Origin of the sequence: Psychrobacter sp. C 20.9 (genome assembly GCF_001921765.1) — a bacterium.
In the GTDB taxonomy this organism is placed as follows: domain Bacteria; phylum Pseudomonadota; class Gammaproteobacteria; order Pseudomonadales; family Moraxellaceae; genus Psychrobacter; species Psychrobacter piscatorii_B.
The window spans coordinates 21116-40586 of the sequence record NZ_MRYC01000005.1; the positions used below are offsets into that span (position 1 = coordinate 21116).

Here is a 19471-nt window from a genome sequence, read left to right on the forward strand (position 1 = left end):
AAATAGCCCTGACCATTAAACCGTGGTTATGCGATTTTTGGTAAACTCAACCATCACACGATAGCCAACGAGCTCAGTCAACTCATTTTCTATGCGTTGGCGCTCGGTTTCGTTGGGGGTTGGGCGGTAAATTGTCACATTAATAGTATTGGTCATTGGGCTAAAACCAATACTTTGAGCGTCAGGATAACGCTTTAATATCTCAGGCCACGCTTTTTCTTGCAATGCAACAATCTGCTGATGCGTTTTATCACTAGTGGCTTGGATATAAATAGGAAAAGAGTAGTTTTCAAATTCCTTTTGTTTAAAGTGATACACGTATTTTGGTGGGACGGCTTTAACTTTAGTTAGTGTCGTCACTTTAATAGAAAACTCATCAGGGTCATTATTATCATAATAAACGGCGGCAACATTTGCGCCTAAATGCTCTGTGATTGAGTTAATCAGCGGCGAGCTAATTCCTTGCAATAATAATCGACGCTGTGCCTCTTCAATAGAAACATTAAAATCTTGTGCATAAAACCAAGGCGCACCATTCCTTTCTTCCTCGGATAAAATATTCAGATAATAGTCAGACAATGGCTCGTCTTCATATTTTTTATCTGCGGCTGCCTCTATCTTTTGCCAATCCACCACAACTGGCGCGTCTAATGTAGGCGCACTCACAGATGTTAATACACCTTTTACAGGTATAGCTTGCGCCGTTTGAGAAGTAGGAGAATTGGTCTCAGACAAATGAGCAATATTTGAGCAGCCGATTGACAAAAAAGCAGCACTGAATATCAAACTTGTTGTACGGCAAATTTTATTCATATTCCAATCCTTAGATCATAACCCTTTATATCAGCAAATAATAAACTATGGATTCACCCAATTAACCACGCGCGTTTCCATTTCTTCATCAGACATACCAATCTCCGACACACAGCGGCCAGCGACACCCACATTGGCTGCACGCATCTCGTGCTGGGTGACTACCGCATCCTGAGTCAATAACAGATGCCAGCTTGGCAAATTCTGTCCTTTATACAACCGCTTGTAGGCGCAATGCGATGGCAGCCACATCATGTTGGGCAAGTTGTCCATGGTCAGCTGAATACAATCTGGTACATGCTCTTGGCGCGTCGCATAATGTTGGCAATAGCCTGTCGCACAGTCCATGAGCTGGCACGTCACATCGGTATACTCGACCAGCTCTTCGTCATCATCATTATCGATGTATTTGATTAAGCAGCAGCTGCCGCAGCCATCACACAACGCTTCCCATTCGCTATGATTTAGCTCGTTTAAGGCAAATCGCGACCAAAACTGCGGGCGTAGTGGCTCAGACCTAGAATCAGTGTCAGCATTATCAGGAAATAAACTTACCGACTGCGCAAGCTTAGCATCTGGATTGACGCCTGAATGCAAGCCTGATTGTTCATCATTTTTGTTTAAGAAATTTATAGTCATAGGGTCGCAGTAGCATTTTGATAAAGAGCGTTACACTATTATAGCTGTTTTTGCTAGATATGAGCGTTAAGGTAGTACGAGTTAGAAAACTAACCATCACAATGACAAATAATCAAAACGACGAATAATTAAAAATCATAACATAAAAAAGGACAATCATATGTCAGTTAAGACTTTCGAGTTAATCAGTACCACCGAAAATGGTGTTGAACTTATCAGCTATGTGGCACTACCAGACAACGCTTCTGATGATAACCCAGTATCAGGTATCTTGGTCGCACCAGAATGGTGGGGCGTGGTCGATCATCCAAAATCAGTAGTAGAGCGTTTGGCAGAAGCAGGCTACGCAGCGGTCGCAATGGACGTCTATGGCGAAGGCAAACTCACCACCGATGCGGCGCAAGCCAATATGTGGATGGAGCAAGTACTTGCTGATCAAGACATGCTAATGGCACGTTGCCGCTTGATTTTGAATGACTTTAGCGATCAGTTATCAGTTGACGGTGACAATCTAGGCGCAATCGGTTACTGCTTCGGCGGCAAAGTCGTCCTAGACATGGCTCGCGAAGGCATGCCGTTAAAAGCGGTTGCTACCTTCCATGGTAACCCAACGCCAAAACAACCAGCAGACAAAAACTTCACTGCAAAAGTACTGGTCGCGCATGGCCGTGATGATTCAATGGTATCAATGGACGCCATCGAGGGCCTAAAATCAGAGCTAGATGCCGCTGACGTGGACTACACTATCGATGTCTATGACAATGCTAAGCATGGCTTTACCAATCCACATGCTGATGAGCGCGCGGCAAACAATGATGTGGATCTTGGCTATAACGAAGCCGCTGCTAAGCAAAGTTGGGAAAATATGCTTGAGTTTATGAAAACCAATTTGGCATAAAAAAGATCTGGTATAAAACTCATAAAGAAGGGCAGCTTAACTATTAAGCTGCCTTTTTATTTTCAGTCTTATTTTATCAACGACCTTTTGGGTAAGTAATCAGAGCGGTCTTGTGCTTCTTAGCAAATCACGTCATTATCACATTACTATCAATTGGATTGAGCGACGAAGATGTTATACCTATGGATGACCCAGTTAGGTTGGCTGGCTTTTACAGTTTTATTGATTGTAGTAGTCGCTTTATACACCAAAATAAAGCGAGAAATCACGTATTTGCGCCGCGATGTGACAAAACTACAGGCTGAACTTGAGCAGCAAAAAAATCGCAGTATAAACGCTTCATCTACCCATTTGGCTGATGAGCGTGTTTATACGCGCGCGAGCGCTAGTGAAGGCAATACTACTAAAAATGATGCTGCTAAGCATGCAATTTTTGATTCACAACAGCGGTCTATAGATAATCTTTCAACCCTGTCATCTACATCATTGCCACCACCACTGCCTGTTACTACTCCAACTCCGACCAAAAATAAAATAGCAAATGCGCCGATTGAGCCTGATGAACGCTCATTGCCTATTGTGACCTCACTGATTCATTCAATCAAAAACTGGTTTTTCGGTGGCAATCTCGTCGTTCGGGTCGGCGTATTGGTGCTGCTAGTAGGCGTGGTGCTACTGCTGCGATTGCTTAGCGAATATATCGAAATTTCAATTACCACAAAGCTCGTAGCAATTGGCATCGCGGGGCTTGCGTTGGCAGCACTGGGGTTCAAGCTCACCGCAAAACGCTTTTCATATGGGATTACGCTACAGGGCGCAGGCTTAGCGATTACATATTTGAGTACCTTTTTTGCTTATAGTGTTTATGAAATCATTCCGAGTATTCCAAGCTTTATTGGGCTTGGATTATTGTCTGCTGTGACCATTGCCCTTGCTGTACGCCAAAACGCTTTTCCGCTCGCGTTGTTAGCGTTGTCTGGTGGATTTTTTGCGCCGATTTTGACCAGTGAAGATACTGGTAGCTTAGTCGCCTTATTCAGCTACTACCTATTATTGAATGTCACGATTGCTGTGATTGCTCATTATCGTCCGTGGAAAATATTGAATCTATTTGGCGTGGTTGTCACGTTTGGATTGGCTTATTATTGGGGCAGCACGCAGAATCTTGATCCAATTATTGAGACGCAGCTTTGGCCATTGGTTTTGCTTATTACATTGCATTGGTTGCTTTACTTGTTTGTGGTCATTCGTTACGCGCAGCAAGTTATTGCCTACAACGCACTTAGCGAAAAAGCCCTTAGCCATATCGATAGTACAAATAATATACAGCGTTTAGATAAAGCTACCGTAGGCAACAATGCCTATTTATTTCCCATCGATACTGGCTTACTGTTTTCAGTACCGCTTCTGTCTTTCGGCTTACTTTCTGCTTTACTTGATAAGATTCCTAATGCCTTGACCATCAATAGCGCGATTTTGGCGACTGTCTACCTTGGGCTGGGCTGGTTGTTTATCCAGCGCAGTGAGCGCTATGCCTTAATCACTGAAGGCATGCTGGCTTTAGGATTTGGGTTTTTGGCGCTGGTGATTCCGCTGGCGCTAGATGCGGAATGGATTGCTTTTGGTTGGTCAGTACAGGGACTTGCTCTGGTTTGGTTTGGCAGGCGTTCATTGCGGTCGTGGTCAGTGTTATTCGGCTTACTATTACAGCTCGTCAGCATTGGCATGCTAATGACAACAGCGATATTCTCTAGCAAAGACTATCCCGTTTTAGCCTTTAGTATTTCAGCAACTGCTTATCTGGCGACCGTTTTTATCTTACGCGCTAGCAACTCCCCTACGATATTAATGAATAAGCTAGATAACAGTAATAAGCAAAATCGTGACGCTATAACGCCTTCTACCACAAAGGCACAAAAGCGTGATAACCCATCAGATACGATGACCAATTATGCTCATGCACTGGGTATCAATGATCAAGCGGCACAGCAATGGCTGGACGCTATCAGTCATCAAAGCCATGCGTTCAAACTCGTTTGGCACAGTCCTAGATTAATAAAGTTTTTAACATTGACGGCGATAGCGTGGATGCTACAAGTGCTGATACTTGATTTGCATCATTGGTTTGATAGTTGGCAATCAGATACGACAGTCATTGCGCTGTCAGCACTCATCAGCCTGGCCGCCTATTGGGTCATCAACCGTTATCGTCCGTGGGCAGAGGTTAGACAGCTGAGTCGTGGATTATTGTTATTGTTTTATTTCATGCTAATACTGCAACTGCCACAAAAATTCGAGCGAAATCTAACATGGGTAACAACGGAATGGCTGGTATTCATAGGTTTGATAATTGGCTGGTTACTGATAGGCCAGCTATGGCTAAAAACTTGGTCTGATAATAAAAACATGGCACGTTATACTGAGGTAAGCTGGCTCGGTACAGGGCTGTTACTGATTGCTGCCGCGGCGCATTATGGCCTACCAGACTCTGATGGCGTGATGGCTATCTTGTTTTCAGCGGTACTCATACTATTTGGGTTATGGCTCAATCATCGTTATCTTAGTCAAAATGAAGAAAGCACCTCGACTGATAAAACTTCAGAACAAGGTCTGCTGTATTGGTTTAACTGGCAACAGGCATTATTAGGTTGCGCTGCCATTTTTGCTCCCATTGCCCTACTTTGGGTTGTTCTTACGAATTGGTATTATGACGGTATAATTTGGGGACTGCCCTATTTTCCGTTAGTGAACCTATACGACATCACCTCTTGGCTGACGCTATCGGTTGGTTTTAGTCTGTATTACATCAATCAATGCCGTCACAATGAAACCGTTATCCAGTCGGGTACAACTGCCAAATCTAAGCGCATATTTACCGCTGAGAATTTGCTAATCATATTGGGACTGATCAGTTTTTGGTTAATCTCCAGCATGTTGGTCAGAACGCTACACGCCTTTATCGGCACGCCACTTTGGAATGATTATCAAGGCGGCGCATGGCAGAGCGAGCAAGTACAAACAGGACTGACAATTTTATGGACGCTCTTAGCCTTGGTCGCCACTATCCTTGCCAGCCGCTATTGGCAGCGCGCGCTTTGGTTTATGGGTATTGGTCTACTCGGCATCGTTGTGATTAAACTGGTCTTAGTCGATCTGTCACAGACCGAGGCGATTTGGCGCGTGATCTCGTTCATTGGTGCCGGCAGCTTAATACTATTGATTGGGTATCTTGCGCCGTTGCCGCCAGCCAACGAAGAGATAGGAAATCCCCCTCAATCGTAACGGCGCATCTGGTCAGGTAAGTAGGTCAGGTGAAATTGTCCCATGGATACATCGGGTTTGTAGTAAACTGGATCCCATGACAACAGACAATGCCAACATAGCGCCATGTCTTTTGCGCGACATTTATGAATAACAAGGTTATAAAAGCAGATGGATAAGAGAGCAAGTATTCAGTGGTTCCCTGGGCATATGAACAAAGCCCGCAACGAAATAAAAGAAATCATGCCGCAGATGGATGTGGTCATCGAGGTCATCGATGCGCGTATCCCCTATAGTAGCGAAAACCCAATGGTCGCAGCCCTACGCGGCGAAAAACCTGTGATTAAAATCCTGAATAAAGCCGATCTTGCCGATCCTGAATTGACCCAAATCTGGATGGATCATCTTGAGCAGCAAAGCCAAGTCAAAGCCATTGCCTGCGATACTGAAAAAGCCAATGACGTAAAACGCATCATCGCCATCTGTAAGCATCTCGTACCCAATAAAGTCGGTACTGGTCGTCAAATCAAAGCGATGATTATGGGTATTCCAAATGTGGGTAAATCAACGCTGATCAATACGCTAGCAGGACGCGCTGTGGCAAAGACAGGTGACGAGCCAGCTGTAACCAAGTCGCAGCAGCTGATTAAGCTCGACGATGACATCATGCTCTATGACACGCCCGGTATGCTATGGCCGAAAGTTGAAAATGAAAACTCTGGCTATCGTCTAGCAGCGACAGGCGGTATCCGTGATACGGCATTTGATTTCGCTGATGTCGCCAGCTATACCGCTGAGTATTTGATGCACGCCTATCCTGAACTGCTAAAAACTCGCTACAAAATTGAAGATCTGCCAAAGACCGATTGGGAGTTTTTTGAAGTGGCGGGTCGTAATCGCGGCTGTGTGCGTTCGGGCAATCAAGTTGACACCTACCGCATGTCTGAGATTCTCATCAATGAGCTGCGTAGCGCGAAGATCGGGCGTATCACGCTTGAAACACCCGCTATGATTGAGGCAGAAGAAATCGTCGTCGCAGAACAGCGACTCGCTGCTGAAGAGAAGAAGAAAGCAAAAGAGGAAGAAAAACGCTTACGTCGTTTGAAAACACGGAAGAATCGTAAGTAGATTTACCAATAATATAAGTTACTATGAATCCATTAACACCCTCAGCAAAAACCATTCAAATCTACCTACCCACGGGTAACCCTCGTGGGTTGCGTGTTGCTGAAATGACCACGCGTACTGTGCGTCTGATTGAAGTGCCGCGCATTCATATTGCAGATTTTTTAAGTATGCCCGACGCCAAGCAAGTAGGCTTATACTTTCTAATTGGTGATACCGATAGCACGGACAAACCTCTACTCTATATTGGGCAAACAGGCGATTTAACCCAGCGCCTGAAAAGCCATCATAATGGTAAAGATTTTTGGACAAGGGTGTTTGTCATGCTCTCTACCAACAACACCATTACCCAGACGCATGCGCTGTATATGGAACATAAAGCCATTCAAATTGCCACAGATGTCGGGCGTTACGATTTGCAAAATGGCAATAATGGCAGCAAGCCGCATACGCCAGCACCGCTGCAAGCAGACTGCGAAGAGCTGTTTCACACATTAGATATTTTACTGTCTACCCTCGGGCAGCCAGTTTTTGAAGCAATCGGTATTGAGACTCCTAATAATAAAGCCTACCAGCCACTGATACCAGATACCCGCCAGTCTCCCCAAGACACACCAGCAGTCGTACCTGACAAGCAACCAATGCTGTTTTATTGCAAAGCCAAAGACTGTGATGCTCAAGGCTACTACGATAATGACGGTTTTGTTTTGTTAAAAGGCTCGCTCATCCGTAAAATTCATACACCATCATTTAGTAAATGGGGCATCAATAAAAAACGTGAAATGTTAGCAAACAAAATATTAATCGAACACGATGACAACACTTACAAAGTGGTCAAAAACCACTTGCTGACAACACCTAGTGGTGCAGGACAAATTGCAACAGGACGTAATGCAAATGGGTGGCTAGTCTGGAAAAACAAAGCTGGCCAGACGCTTAGCGATATTTATCGCTAGTAAATCAACCAGATAATCACCATATAGGATAAACGCTTTGCTTAAGTGTAATCAAAGCGCCCTTTACTTATTGCCAATTTTATAAGAGCCTATGACCCAATCTACCGCCATACCCGATGCTCCCTTTTCTCAACCCACTGACGCATTAGACTCTTTCGCCCCCCGCCTACTTGATTGGTTTGCCGAAAATGGTCGCCATGATTTACCTTGGCAACAGCACCACACTGATACGCCCAATCCTTATATCGTGTGGCTATCTGAAGTCATGCTCCAGCAAACGCAAGTCACCACCGTGCTGCCCTACTTTGCGCGTTTTATGGACACCTTTCCAACCGTACAAGATTTGGCCGCCGCAGAATGGGACTTGGTCGCCGAGCATTGGGCGGGGCTTGGCTATTATGCGCGCGCGCGTAATTTGCATAAAGGCGCGAAGCAGCTGGTTGCAGTAATCGAGGAGACTGGCGAGTTCCCGCAGACGCTCGCAGGTTGGGAGGCGATTTCTGGCGTTGGCCCATCGACTGCTGGGGCGATTATGGCGTTGGGCTTGCACAAGTATGGCGTCATCTGTGATGGCAATGTCAAACGCGTACTGACACGCTGGGCGGCTATTGAGGGCGATATCACCAAGTCTGCCACCACCAAGACGCTATGGGCGTTGGCAGAGCGTTTAACACCGACAGAGAACTCAGGACTGTTCGCACAAGCCATGATGGATATGGGTGCGACATTATGTACCCGTAGCAAACCTGCTTGTCTATTATGTCCGCTCCAAGCCGATTGTTTGGCACATGCTGAGGGACGCGAAACCGATTATCCCGTCAAAGCGAAAAAACAGCCCAAACCGAGTAAGTTTAGCGATGCATTGCTGATAGAAAATGAAAACGGTGAAATATTGTGGCTACAACGCCCTGATAATGGCATTTGGGGCGGATTATGGAGCTTGCCATTACAGTTCGTGGAAAAGGTTGATTGTAAAGTAAATGGCAAAGCTGCTGTTAAAAAATCGGACAAGAGTGATGATAAATCGTCAAATATGACAAGCGATGTCCGCAGTAATGAAAAAATATACGAGACAGAGTTCACCACGGCTGAGCAAATTATCAACGAATGGCTAATAAAGAATGAACTGGTAACCGAATCAGTTAGAAATACCTTATTAGATGACGCCCCTATCAAGCACTCATTGACGCATTTCCACTGGTATTTAACCCCGCGTAAATTAACCGTCGACACCTCGCAAATGCTAGAGCTCAACGAGAAGTTAGCAGCAGCTGCGATTGATTTTAAATGGCTGACCGAACAAACAGCGCAAGACAGTCTAGGATTGCCTCGTGCGATGGAAAAAGTTATTGAGCGTTAAATAGTTCTATCCAAAGATATTTTACATCTATATATGGAAGTCATCTATGAGCAAGCCTAGAAAGATTAAAGACAATCCGTCGTTTGTTAAAGTAACAAATCAAATAAAAGGTATAGAAGCTCTATACAAGATTTCTCCACTTTTAAAAGTATTCTCTCCAAAGATCAGTAAAGCCTTTGAGAGCTTCCCTGAAATTAAAGAGCAATCTAAAATCTTTGAAATACCTGATAATTTTAACGAGCGATTTTCAGAATTGGGCTGGGTTGCTTATGAATCGATGAGCTTAGAAATTATGAAGGAAGCTATTGCTAAATATGATACTGAAGGCGTAAAAGTCGCTGAGCAGTTTCTTACTGATTCATATGATGCCGATTGTCTAAAATGGGGGATACTTAGGTTTCAAGGTAATCAAGAGTTTCGACGTCGTATCCGCCTTATTGAACTTGCAAAAGAAGATTACTTAGCAAAACGCTATTATGCCTGTATTCCTCTACTACTTAGCTTACTTGACGGTATCGTGAATGATATCTCAAAGCATGTAGGTTTTTTTGCCGATTCAGCAGATATGACAGTGTGGGACTCTATGGCTGCTCATGAGACAGGATTACAAGTAGTAGCGTCTTTATTTACTAAAAGCAGAAGTAAAACTAATGAAGAAGCTCTTACTATTCCTTATCGACATGGAATTCTACACGGTAGAGAGTTAGCTTTTGATAACAAGTTAGTAGCAGCTAAGGTATGGGCAGCATTGTTTGCAACTAAAGATTGGGCAGACGCACGGATAAGCGAGAAAAACTCTGAACCAGAAGAAGAAAAGAGCTGGAGAAAAGTTTTAAAAAGCTTTTCAGACACCCAACGACAAAAAAAGCTAATAGAAAACTGGACACCACGCTCAAGCGAGAATATCACTTATCTTCCTTTTGTAGGTAAAGCAGAAGAGTTACCTTTAAACACTCCAGAACGAGCCGTAGCCGAATTCATCGAAAACTGGATAACTAGGAGGTATGGGTTACTATCAGAATCGCTTGTATATTTTGTTGATAAGCATAAAGGAAAAAAAGCAGGGTTAGCCAAAAAGGATTTTGGAAATCACATACCTTCATCATATAAGCTAATTTCTATCGAAGATAGAGCAGCAGCCATAACCCTTGTAACAGTTGAATTAAAGTTTGAAGACAACAATCAAAGGATTAGTAAAATAGTTAATGTATCCACTAATTATCTAGATAGCGAAAATAATGTCCAAGTAAGAACAGAAGATAATGGTGAGTGGAAGATCATGCAAAACTCTTTTACAAGTATCTTATACGCCTTTCACCTTCAATAGAGAAATAATAAATCTGTCTTAATGTTTACAATAAAGACAGATTTATTATTCAAAAAGAGAGCTAAGACTTAAGACTTTGGTACACGCAAACGCATTAGGCCTTCTTGCTGCACGGTGGCGACCAGTTTGCCATCTTGCCAAAACTGCCCATGGTTCAGCCCTTTTGCATTGGACGTGGTATCACTCCACATGTCATAGAGCAGCCAGTCATTCAAATCAAACTCACGGTGGAAGTGCATCGAGTGATCAATACTAGCCGCTTGCAGCCCACTGGTCATAAAGCTCACGCCATGTGACATCAGTCCAGTACCAACCAAGTAAAAATCAGACGAAAACGCCAAAAGCGCTTGCTGAATAGCCACTGGCTGATTGCCAAGCTTATGGATGCGTAGCCAGTTGGCTTGCTTAGGTTTCATCGGTTCTGGATTGATCGGATTGCGCGGTTTGACGGGCTTTATCTCGACATGACGGCGGCGCATAAACCGTGCTTTGAGCGCATCTGGTACTTTGCCCACGTACTCTTCTTTTAAATCTTGCTCTGTCAATAGATCTTCTGGCGGTGGATAGACAGGCATATCTTCTTGATACGCAAGGCCATCCTCCATCGGTGAAAACGACGCAATCATCGAAAATATCACTTGCTCAATCGGTGGCTTACCACGCACTTCTTTGTACTGAATAGCCGTCACTTCACGCGCAGATAAACTGCGACCATCACGTAGACGGCGCACTTGATAGATCACTGGTTGATTGATATCACCGCCACGCAAAAAATACCCATGTAACGAGTGACAAGGCTTGTCTTGATCTAATGTATGCGCTGCTGCCATGATCGCTTGGGCCAGTACTTGCCCGCCAAATATACGACTGCCCACATAATCATGGCTCTTACCCTCAAAGACATCGGGGGTAACCTCAATAAGCGCGATTGTAGCTAGCAGCTCATCAATCAGTTGTGAATTATCGGACATGACAATATGTTTCCTTATTTTTATCAAACACGCTCAGCATCCAAAAGTAAGCATCTAACAGTCTCGATGCCATATAGACGCTGCGCTTGAATTTAAAATAATATGAGATCGCTTGCGGAAATACACAAGAGAGACTTTAGAACAAACACACAGCCATAGCTCATCAGGCCATAGCTATCTGTTCATTTTCGATAGAAAAGGTAAATATCTTACCCAATATTGTTGGCTTTGACTAGTTACTGTCAGCTTACTCATAAGTATTGCTTAACGATTTGCGATAAAAAATCGCATCTACTTTACTCGTCCAAGCAATCTCATTCATAAAAAAACGAGATGTCTAACAACATCTCGTTTTTGACTATCATCTAAAAGTTTATGGCTTCACTGCTACCAGTACGCGAATAGAGTCCGGCACTAGCGATAAATTACCAAGCGCTTGCTCTCCTTGAGCCTTGAGCTGCTCTAGGCGCTCAATCTCTTCGGGGCGTACATTTGGATTGATGGTTTGCAAGTGCTTGAGACGTTTGATCTCACGTGACCACTGCTGACTAAAGCGCGCACTTGCTTGTTCACCAATCTCCGCGATTTGCTCACGTGCGATGTCTTCAGCCTCGTAATACCGCTGCTCGATCACATCGCCGCGCACTTTGATCACCTGACGAGCACGGTTTTTATCCAAGCGTTCCACATGCGGCATGATCATATCAGCACTGATACGAGCCGACAAGTCACTGCCCTGCTCACTGATAAAGACACGGATATTTTGCGTGGTCAATGTCGCTGGCAGATTGAGCACTTTTGGTGCGATGGCTTCGACACGGAAGTTTACTTCTAGCAATACCATCCCTTGCGGCACAGCGGCGCTTTTTAGCATAGCCACTGTGGTATTCCCAAAGGTGCTGGTACTGGCCAGCTCATAGATAGCGCGCATTAATGGATGCTCGTGCGTGATAAAATCGATATCTTCACGCTGAAGCGCTTGCTCACGCTCAAAAGTCAACGTCATACCGTCTTCATCACCAAGCGGCAAGCCATCGATATAGTCGCTGATCTCAGTGCTATCGATCGGAGCGATGACCCACGAGCCATCACGCTGGATATTATGGTCGATATTGGCAGAGGCAAAGAAGCGCTCAATGAAATGCGGCAACAAATTATTGCCATCAAAGTCACGCATGGCATCCGCAATACGTCCAGCGACACGCGGACGACACGAGTTGTACTCTAGCAGACGATCACGGCCCGCTTGTAGCTGCGCCTCTAGGCCCAAACGCGTCTGTAGCGCCTCATCAATGATGTCTTGTAAGATGGCATTGTTATCCGCAGTATCCGCGCCTTCAAGTACAGGCTTGAGCTCTTGGATATACTGCTCTTGCACGCTTTGTGCCGTTGGTGATATTTGGTTAAACATATTCAGCGCATCGTTATACCAATGGTAAAGACGCTCTTGCGCCGTGCCCTGTACGTAAGGCACATGCAGCATGATCTGCTGTGTCTGACCGATACGATCTAGACGTCCAATACGCTGCTCCAAAGTATCTGGATTGGCCGGTAAATCCCAGAGTATCAGCTGGCTTGCAAACTGGAAGTTACGACCTTCCGAGCCAATCTCTGAGCATAATAATATTTGTGCGCCTTCACTATCCGCGAAAAATGCTGCTGCTTGGTCACGCTCAAGCAGGGTCATCTGCTCAGTAAATATAGCGGTTTTGATACCTGCATGCAGACGCAATACGGCTTCTAAGCTCTCTACCGTCGCGCCACTGCGAGCGATTAATAGCACTTTTTGTTGCTTAAGCTCACCGCGTAAGATATCAACCAACCAAGAGACGCGTGGATCATCTTCTAGCCAGCCACCATCAGGTTGGTTTTCTTCGCCCCATAGCTGCTCACGCAATTTGCCATTGGTTTGATAGCTGTCTTTCCATGCGTCAGGGAGTGGCAGTGGATGCGGTTGGCTGCTACGACCATAGAACCCTTTGACACTCTCACGCGTATTGCGGAACAAAATACGACCGGTACCGTGACGATCTAATAGCTCGTTGAGCGCATAGGTACGCAGCTTGTCGTCTTCATTAATCGTGGACAGCTCATCCATACTGATGTCTAATAAATTGCTCAATGCGGTGATTTGACCGTTATTGAGCGGCTTATCCTCTATTAATACACCAGCGACTGCTGCCGTCTCCGCAAACGCTTCTTGACCATCAATGAACTCATCTAAATCATCGAAGCGATCTGGATCAAGCAGACGCAAACGGGCAAAGTGACTTTGCGCGCCAATCTGCTCTGGCGTTGCTGTCAATAGCATCACGCCTGGCGTCTCTTCTGCAAAGTCTGCCACCAGATCATATTTATCATTGCCGCCCTGCTCTTCATCCCAGTGCAGATGATGCGCCTCGTCCACAACCAATAGGTCAAATCCTGCCTCCATCGCTTGATCATACAAATCAGGATGGTCAATCAACAAGTCCATACCGGCGATGATGCACTGCTCAGTGGCAAAGACGTTTTGCTCAGGATCATGTTCTTTGATCGCAGCTGTGCGCACCAAGTCAAACAATGCAAAATTCAGATTAAAACGACGACGCAGCTCAATCATCCATTGATACTGCAAGCTGTCTGGCACCAAAATTAAAACACGCTCAGCTTTACTCGTTAGTAGCTGCTGATGGATAATCATGCCCGCTTCGATGGTTTTACCAAGGCCCACTTCATCAGCCAATAGCACACGCGGCGCGATACGCTTACCGACTTCGTGTGCGATATAGAGCTGATGCTCGATGATATCAACACGCGCACCCATCAACCCTTTGAGTGGATGGCCTGCCAACGCTGATTGCATACGCAAGATATCTTGGCGCAGCTCGTACCAATCGCCGCGCTCGATACGACCAGCGAGCAAGCGCTCAAGTGGCTTGGCTAGCGTGATATTGGCAGCAAGGCGCGTCTCCATTATTCCTTTAGAAGCAGTGCCGCCCTCGTGCTCATCGACGCCATATTTGAGCACACCCATGACTTCATCGACAGCATTGACTGTATAGCTTTTGCCATCTTGGTCATAGATCGTATCGCCAACCTTAAACACCACGCGCGATAGTGGCGCAGAGTTTTTTGCGTAGACGCGCGTCTCTTCACTTTGTGGAAATAAAATATGCACACATCGATCATCGACATCGATCACCACACCTAAGCCAAGCTCAGACTCCGTATCAGATAAATAACGTTGGCCAACGGCGAATTCAGTACTGTGCAATGAAGCAATAGAGATAGTCATAAGGCGATGTCTTTTGTACTCAGATAATTAAAAATTAGATAGCAATGGTGGCTTGTGATACTAACCAAATTAACAATGATGCAAATCATCAATAGATGCAAATCATCAATAGATGCAAACGCGATGCCATAATGTTAGTGAAACCAATAGCCAAGCCTTACCATTATATAACGTTAGCGGCTAGATGAGTGCGTTAAGTTCAATTTTCAAGAGGTGGCTTATGATACCCATGACTTTATAAGGTCTTTGGGCCCAATCATGCTCAGTAAATCCGCTCATGATATAAATTACTTTGTTTTTAAACGCTTATCACTACTTAGCCAATATTTAATGGATTCGTTTTTGACTAAAAACCCCAACGTGCTACATTAAGCCGATAACGATTCATTTGACAACTATTTCTATCTATAGGACAACAATAAATAAGGAATCATGATGCAAGCCATTTTTTTGGATAAAGGCACTTTTTCTGATGGCATTGATTTGCCCGCACCAGCAGGCATAAGCGATTACGTCACTTATAACGATACGCCAAAAAACACAGACCTCATTATTGAGCGCTGTAAAGATGCCGATATTATCATCACTAATAAAGTGCAAATTGGCGCGGAGGTGATCGCAGGCCTACCTAAGCTAAAATTGATTCAACTGACCGCCACTGGCATGAATAACGTCGATCAAGCCGCTTGCGATAAACATGGCGTAGCACTTTATAATGTGGCGGGATATGCGGTAAAAAGTGTGCCTGAGCATACCTTTATGCTCATGCTGACTGCGATGCGTGCCGGTATTCATTACCATCAAAAAGTCGCTGATGGCACATGGCTAGCAAACGGGAATTTTTGTCTGCTGGATATTCCGCTGATAGATTTGGAAGACAAGACGCTAGGCATCATTGGTATTGGCACCATTGGCAAGCGCGTGACCGAAATCGCGCGTGCATTTGGTATGACAGTTCTATGGGCGGAGCATCAAGGACGCACGCCTCGCAACGACGATTATACGGCATTTGATGAGGTGTTAGCTCGTGCAGATGTCCTCAGTTTGCATTGCCCATTGACTGAACAAACCGAGCACCTCATTAATAAAGACACATTGGCAAAAATGAGCAAGCAACCGCTCATCGTCAATGTCGCTCGTGGCGGTGTCGTCGACAGCCAAGCAGTGACCGATGCGATTAACAACGAGCAAATCATCGGTTATGCCAGTGACGTGTTTGAACAAGAACCTATCGCTGACAATGACCCACTGCTCAGTCTCAGCGATCATCCGCGCGTCATATTTAGTCCACACAATGCCTGGGGCAGCAAAAGCGCCCAAGAGACCTTGTGGCAGATATTAAGCAAGCAAGTGGCTGACTTTATCGATAACCCGCAAACGACTAACGACTGAACCGCAACCAGTCGTCTTTTATTTTGCGGTATTTGAGCATCACACGGTCGCTAAGATAGTTGTTGGTCACGTACCACGGGTAGCGATCGCCTTGCTTCGGCAGTCTGTCTTGGGCACGCCTGACATATCCAGACGATAGCGAGCCCATCACCGTATCTGCTTGGGCGTAGGCGGTAGCATTCGCCGCCTGTGCCTGTGGCAGCGCGACTTGGTAGCGATTTTTGTGCATATAACTCAACAGCCGCACCACATATTGACAAGCCAGATCAATCTTTAGCGTCCATGAGGCATTGGTATAGCCAAATAAGGCCGCCATGTTAGGCACGCCTTCGATCATGACTGCCTTATACGTCATGCGCGTACCGATATCAATGGCCTGCCCGTCGATATATACCGCTGCTCCGCCTAGCATTTGCAGCTTCAATCCGGTTGCTGTGACGATGATATTAGCCTCAAGATGCTCGCCTGATTGCAGCATAATACCGGTTTCGGTGAAGTGGTCGATCTGATCGGTGACCACTGCTGCACGATCACCGTGCAAAGACTTAAATAAGTCACTGTCTGGCACAGCGCATACGCGTTGATCCCACGGATTGTAGTCGGGCATAAAGTGCTCGACATCAACGCCGCTACCTTTTAACTCTTTTATCACGCCGCCTTTTAGCACAGCTTTCATCAGCTTGGGCGCGTGAGTAGCTAATTTATACAGCCCTTGCTGCCGCAACACGTTGCGCGCTCGCAGTACCGTATAGGCCTGCTCTTTTGATAAAGGTGAAAACTTGCCTGATAGCCAGTCGATAGCATGATCATCGCCCGGTACGCTTGCCACATAAGTGGGTGTCCGCTGTAGCATCGTGACGTGACGCGCACACTGCTCGCTGCTTTCATCTACCAGTGCCGGCAATAGCGTCATTGCAGTGGCACCGCTGCCAATAATGACCACTTTTTTGTCATTATAATCTAAATTACCCCAATGCTGCGGATGGACAATACGACCGCGGAAATCTTCTTCTCCCGCAAAATGAGGTCGATAGCCTTGCTCATAGTCGTAGTAGCCCGTAGCACCGACCACGAACTTTGCCGTCTTAACGAACACTTCTCCGCTGGTATGGTTTTTTATGGTTGCTGTCCATAACTGATCCATACTCGACCATGATATTTGCTGAACTTCATGCTCATAGCGAATATGCTCAGTAATACCAAACTCGCGCGCCGTATCAGCGATATAACGCTTGATATCGCCACCTGCTGCCAGCATTCTATAATCTAGCCACGGTCTAAAGTTATAGCCAAAGGTTAAGGCATCAGAATCAGAGCGGATACCAGGATAGGTAAATAAATCCCACGTACCGCCCAGATCGGCACGCTTTTCTAATATGGCAAAGCGCTGCGAGCCTCTTTTGTTGTTAACTGATTTGTTCTGCCTTTGTTTTTTTACACCTTTATGACCAAATAAATTTTTATGCTGTAGTTGCTGTAAGCGGCACGCCATACCGATACCCGCAATGCCCGCACCAATAATCAGCACTTCATAATCAGCAGGCTTATCCCTTTGCGAGTGTCTACGTGTGAGGCGACTTTTGATCGCCTGTTTGGTAGTAGCGATATCAAGCATATTCTCATCCTTGTGTTTGCATGATTGGCGATAGCGCTTCTATTAATCGCGAGCTTCGACTCCATATTCAGGCAGCTAATGCATCAAAATGAGCATGGACTTTCCCAGTCCATCCAAGCACCCAATACTGGATGCTTTAAGCGCAATTGCTGCGCATGTAGGTTCAGCCTTGGCGCAATCTTGAGTGCCGCGCCCTCAGCATAAATCGGGTCGCCAATCATCACGTGACCTGCATGCACCATATGTACGCGTAGTTGATGGCTGCGACCTGTCACTGGTTTTAGCATTACTCGAGTGACGGTTTGACCATTACATTGTTCGTGGGCTAATATTTCATATAGTGTTAAAGCATGCTTTGACCAGTCGTGATCGACGATGTGACGCGGCTTGGTCGTCGGCTCATAGCGTACTGGCACGGATATTTTACCCGTTGCGCCCACCTGCTCCCATTCTCCAAAGACTCTGGCTTGGTACTTTTTCTGCGGTAAGCGTTCAATAAACTGTTTACTGATATTGGTTTGGGCGGCGGCATTTTTTGCAAAAATAATTAGCCCTGACGTGTCCATGTCCAGTCGATGAATCAGTTTTACCGCTGGATTGGCACGCTCAAGCCGAGCAAGCAGACTCACTTTGAGGGTCTTGCCATCGACGCTTAACAGCCCTGCCGGTTTATCCACTACCCAAATATCATCGTCTTCGTAAACGGTAATCTCTTGCGCAAAATCCTTGAAAAACTCAAGCGGATAGGCATTTTCTTGCGCGTTGAGAGCGTCGACTTCTTCATCAGTAAAAGGCATAAACTTAACTACTTATATAAATTAAACGTAATATGGGGCTTTGGCGGCTGTTATTTTGGCACAGTAGCGCCCTATTTATTGAGAGTAAAAGTGGGATGATTCAATGTAAAAACAGACGGCTAAAAGTGCTCAAAAAGTATGTTCTAGCAAAGCAATGATCACACGTAACAGAGAAAACCCAACCTGTGTCATTCTGTTTCGATTTATTGTGCTAATCGTAATTGTTAAACAATTTAACCAGCCTGAATCTGTCAAGACTGAGCAAACATGTTAATATAATGGCACATTTTCACCATTTCTAAACGATTCTTTGACCACTTATCAGCTTATTATTAGACCAATATGACTGCTTGCTCGTGGTGACAGAATAAATAAAACAAGAGAGATAAAATTATGTCAGACCTTATTGTTAATACTACCGACACCAACTTTGACCAAGACGTGCTAGAATCAGATCTTCCTGTATTGGTAGATTTTTGGGCAACTTGGTGTGGTCCTTGTAAAGCGATTGCGCCTATTTTAGAAGATTTAGCGACTGAGTACCAAGGTAAAGTTAAGATCGTTAAAGTTGACGTGGATAACAACCCACAAGCAGCGAGCCGTTTTGGTATCCGCAACATCCCAACTTTATTTGTCTTCAAAGACGGCGAAAAAGTAGATTCAGTGATGGGTCTACAGCCAAAAGCTGAATTGGCCAAAGTATTGGACAAGCATTTATAAGCTGAATGTTCTCATTTCAAAGTTTTTTTAATCAATGAGCTAAAGCGATAAAGAAAGCCATTATCTGATAACGATAATGGCTTTTTGCTTGTTTTTTGTGCAAAAAACTTGATTATACGAATTTTTTGGCAAAATTTATTGACAACGCTATTGTGAAGACCGTATAGTCTGCTGACAAGAGAAAACCATCTGTTTTCCTAGTATCTTGTCGCTATTCTCCTCGTGTTTATCAACAAAAACACAATCGTCATTATAAACACCATTGCTAAACGAAATGACTAAACGCAATGACTGATATTGAGTTTTTGACGCAGACTCTT

Annotated in this window: 14 protein-coding genes; 8 read left to right on the forward strand and 6 right to left on the reverse strand. The window is 45.0% G+C overall.

Going from position 1 to position 19471, the window contains the following annotated elements; all coding sequences use genetic code 11:
- Positions 1–15 precede the first annotated feature (15 nt).
- Complete coding sequence (locus BTW00_RS04405) at positions 16–813, reverse strand: hypothetical protein (RefSeq protein WP_075106414.1); 798 nt, start codon at positions 811–813, stop codon at positions 16–18.
- A 45-nt stretch (positions 814–858) separates the two neighbouring features.
- Positions 859–1452: a YcgN family cysteine cluster protein gene (locus tag BTW00_RS04410; RefSeq protein ID WP_071002844.1), complete on the reverse strand. Its 594-nt coding sequence runs from the start codon at positions 1450–1452 to the stop codon at positions 859–861.
- A 160-nt stretch (positions 1453–1612) separates the two neighbouring features.
- Here BTW00_RS04410 and BTW00_RS04415 point away from each other — a divergent pair, with 160 nt between their 5' ends.
- From BTW00_RS04415 to BTW00_RS04440, 6 genes are all read left to right on the forward strand, one after another.
- Positions 1613–2350: a dienelactone hydrolase family protein gene (locus BTW00_RS04415; RefSeq protein ID WP_075106415.1), complete on the forward strand. Its 738-nt coding sequence runs from the start codon at positions 1613–1615 to the stop codon at positions 2348–2350.
- Between the two features lie 186 nt (positions 2351–2536).
- Entirely contained in the window at positions 2537–5632 is a 3096-nt protein-coding gene (locus tag BTW00_RS04420) for a DUF2339 domain-containing protein (protein WP_256714003.1), read from the forward strand.
- Positions 5633–5782: 150 nt separating this feature from the next.
- Complete coding sequence (gene ylqF / locus BTW00_RS04425) at positions 5783–6739, forward strand: ribosome biogenesis GTPase YlqF (protein ID WP_058023551.1); 957 nt, start codon at positions 5783–5785, stop codon at positions 6737–6739.
- A gap of 23 nt (positions 6740–6762) precedes the next feature.
- Positions 6763–7692 carry a GIY-YIG nuclease family protein gene (locus BTW00_RS04430; RefSeq protein WP_075106417.1) on the forward strand — a complete coding sequence of 310 codons (930 nt, stop codon included), beginning with the start codon at positions 6763–6765 and terminating at the stop codon, positions 7690–7692.
- Between the two features lie 91 nt (positions 7693–7783).
- Positions 7784–9052 carry an A/G-specific adenine glycosylase gene (gene mutY, locus BTW00_RS04435; RefSeq protein WP_075106418.1) on the forward strand — a complete coding sequence of 423 codons (1269 nt, stop codon included), beginning with the start codon at positions 7784–7786 and terminating at the stop codon, positions 9050–9052.
- A 46-nt stretch (positions 9053–9098) separates the two neighbouring features.
- The gene (locus BTW00_RS04440; RefSeq protein WP_075106419.1) at positions 9099–10379 is read left to right on the forward strand and encodes a hypothetical protein; all 1281 of its coding nucleotides are present in this window, start codon (positions 9099–9101) and stop codon (positions 10377–10379) included.
- Positions 10380–10447: 68 nt separating this feature from the next.
- Here the strand turns inward: BTW00_RS04440 and BTW00_RS04445 are convergent, their stop codons facing one another.
- A complete protein-coding gene (locus BTW00_RS04445; RefSeq protein ID WP_075106420.1) occupies positions 10448–11350 on the reverse strand; it encodes an acyl-CoA thioesterase II in 903 nt (300 codons plus the stop codon).
- A gap of 373 nt (positions 11351–11723) precedes the next feature.
- Positions 11724–14627, reverse strand: coding sequence for an RNA polymerase-associated protein RapA (rapA, locus tag BTW00_RS04450; RefSeq protein ID WP_178379253.1), 2904 nt, complete (start codon positions 14625–14627; stop codon positions 11724–11726).
- 435 nt (positions 14628–15062) lie between these two features.
- Here rapA and BTW00_RS04455 point away from each other — a divergent pair, with 435 nt between their 5' ends.
- Positions 15063–16019, forward strand: a complete 957-nt coding sequence (locus BTW00_RS04455) for an NAD(P)-dependent oxidoreductase (RefSeq protein WP_075106421.1) — start codon at positions 15063–15065, stop codon at positions 16017–16019.
- On the opposite strand, the gene BTW00_RS04460 is transcribed toward BTW00_RS04455, so the two are convergent.
- Both BTW00_RS04460 and BTW00_RS04465 read right to left on the reverse strand, forming a co-directional pair.
- Positions 16009–17634: an NAD(P)/FAD-dependent oxidoreductase gene (locus tag BTW00_RS04460; RefSeq protein WP_075106422.1), complete on the reverse strand. Its 1626-nt coding sequence runs from the start codon at positions 17632–17634 to the stop codon at positions 16009–16011. The two genes, BTW00_RS04455 and BTW00_RS04460, sit on opposite strands and share 11 nt — an antisense overlap.
- Before the next feature lie 83 nt (positions 17635–17717).
- Complete coding sequence (locus BTW00_RS04465) at positions 17718–18431, reverse strand: RluA family pseudouridine synthase (protein ID WP_075106423.1); 714 nt, start codon at positions 18429–18431, stop codon at positions 17718–17720.
- Between the two features lie 393 nt (positions 18432–18824).
- On the opposite strand from BTW00_RS04465, the gene trxA reads away from it, so the two are divergent.
- Positions 18825–19151, forward strand: coding sequence for a thioredoxin (gene trxA / locus BTW00_RS04470; protein WP_058023544.1), 327 nt, complete (start codon positions 18825–18827; stop codon positions 19149–19151).
- Positions 19152–19471: the final 320 nt, after the last annotated feature.

Excerpts from the sequence above, each read along its gene's own strand:
- BTW00_RS04445 (WP_075106420.1), bottom strand. The coding sequence starts at position 11,350 with ATGTCCGATAATTCACAACTGATTGATGAGCTGCTAGCTACAATCGCG.
- trxA (WP_058023544.1), top strand. The coding sequence starts at position 18,825 with ATGTCAGACCTTATTGTTAATACTACCGACACCAACTTTGACCAAGAC.
- BTW00_RS04415 (WP_075106415.1), top strand. The coding sequence starts at position 1,613 with ATGTCAGTTAAGACTTTCGAGTTAATCAGTACCACCGAAAATGGTGTT.
- BTW00_RS04410 (WP_071002844.1), bottom strand. The coding sequence starts at position 1,452 with ATGACTATAAATTTCTTAAACAAAAATGATGAACAATCAGGCTTGCAT.
- BTW00_RS04405 (WP_075106414.1), bottom strand. The coding sequence starts at position 813 with ATGAATAAAATTTGCCGTACAACAAGTTTGATATTCAGTGCTGCTTTT.
- BTW00_RS04460 (WP_075106422.1), bottom strand. The coding sequence starts at position 17,634 with ATGCTTGATATCGCTACTACCAAACAGGCGATCAAAAGTCGCCTCACA.
- mutY (WP_075106418.1), top strand. The coding sequence starts at position 7,784 with ATGACCCAATCTACCGCCATACCCGATGCTCCCTTTTCTCAACCCACT.
- BTW00_RS04465 (WP_075106423.1), bottom strand. The coding sequence starts at position 18,431 with ATGCCTTTTACTGATGAAGAAGTCGACGCTCTCAACGCGCAAGAAAAT.
- ylqF (WP_058023551.1), top strand. The coding sequence starts at position 5,783 with ATGGATAAGAGAGCAAGTATTCAGTGGTTCCCTGGGCATATGAACAAA.
- BTW00_RS04430 (WP_075106417.1), top strand. The coding sequence starts at position 6,763 with ATGAATCCATTAACACCCTCAGCAAAAACCATTCAAATCTACCTACCC.
- BTW00_RS04440 (WP_075106419.1), top strand. The coding sequence starts at position 9,099 with ATGAGCAAGCCTAGAAAGATTAAAGACAATCCGTCGTTTGTTAAAGTA.
- rapA (WP_178379253.1), bottom strand. The coding sequence starts at position 14,627 with ATGACTATCTCTATTGCTTCATTGCACAGTACTGAATTCGCCGTTGGC.
- BTW00_RS04455 (WP_075106421.1), top strand. The coding sequence starts at position 15,063 with ATGCAAGCCATTTTTTTGGATAAAGGCACTTTTTCTGATGGCATTGAT.
- BTW00_RS04420 (WP_256714003.1), top strand. The coding sequence starts at position 2,537 with ATGACCCAGTTAGGTTGGCTGGCTTTTACAGTTTTATTGATTGTAGTA.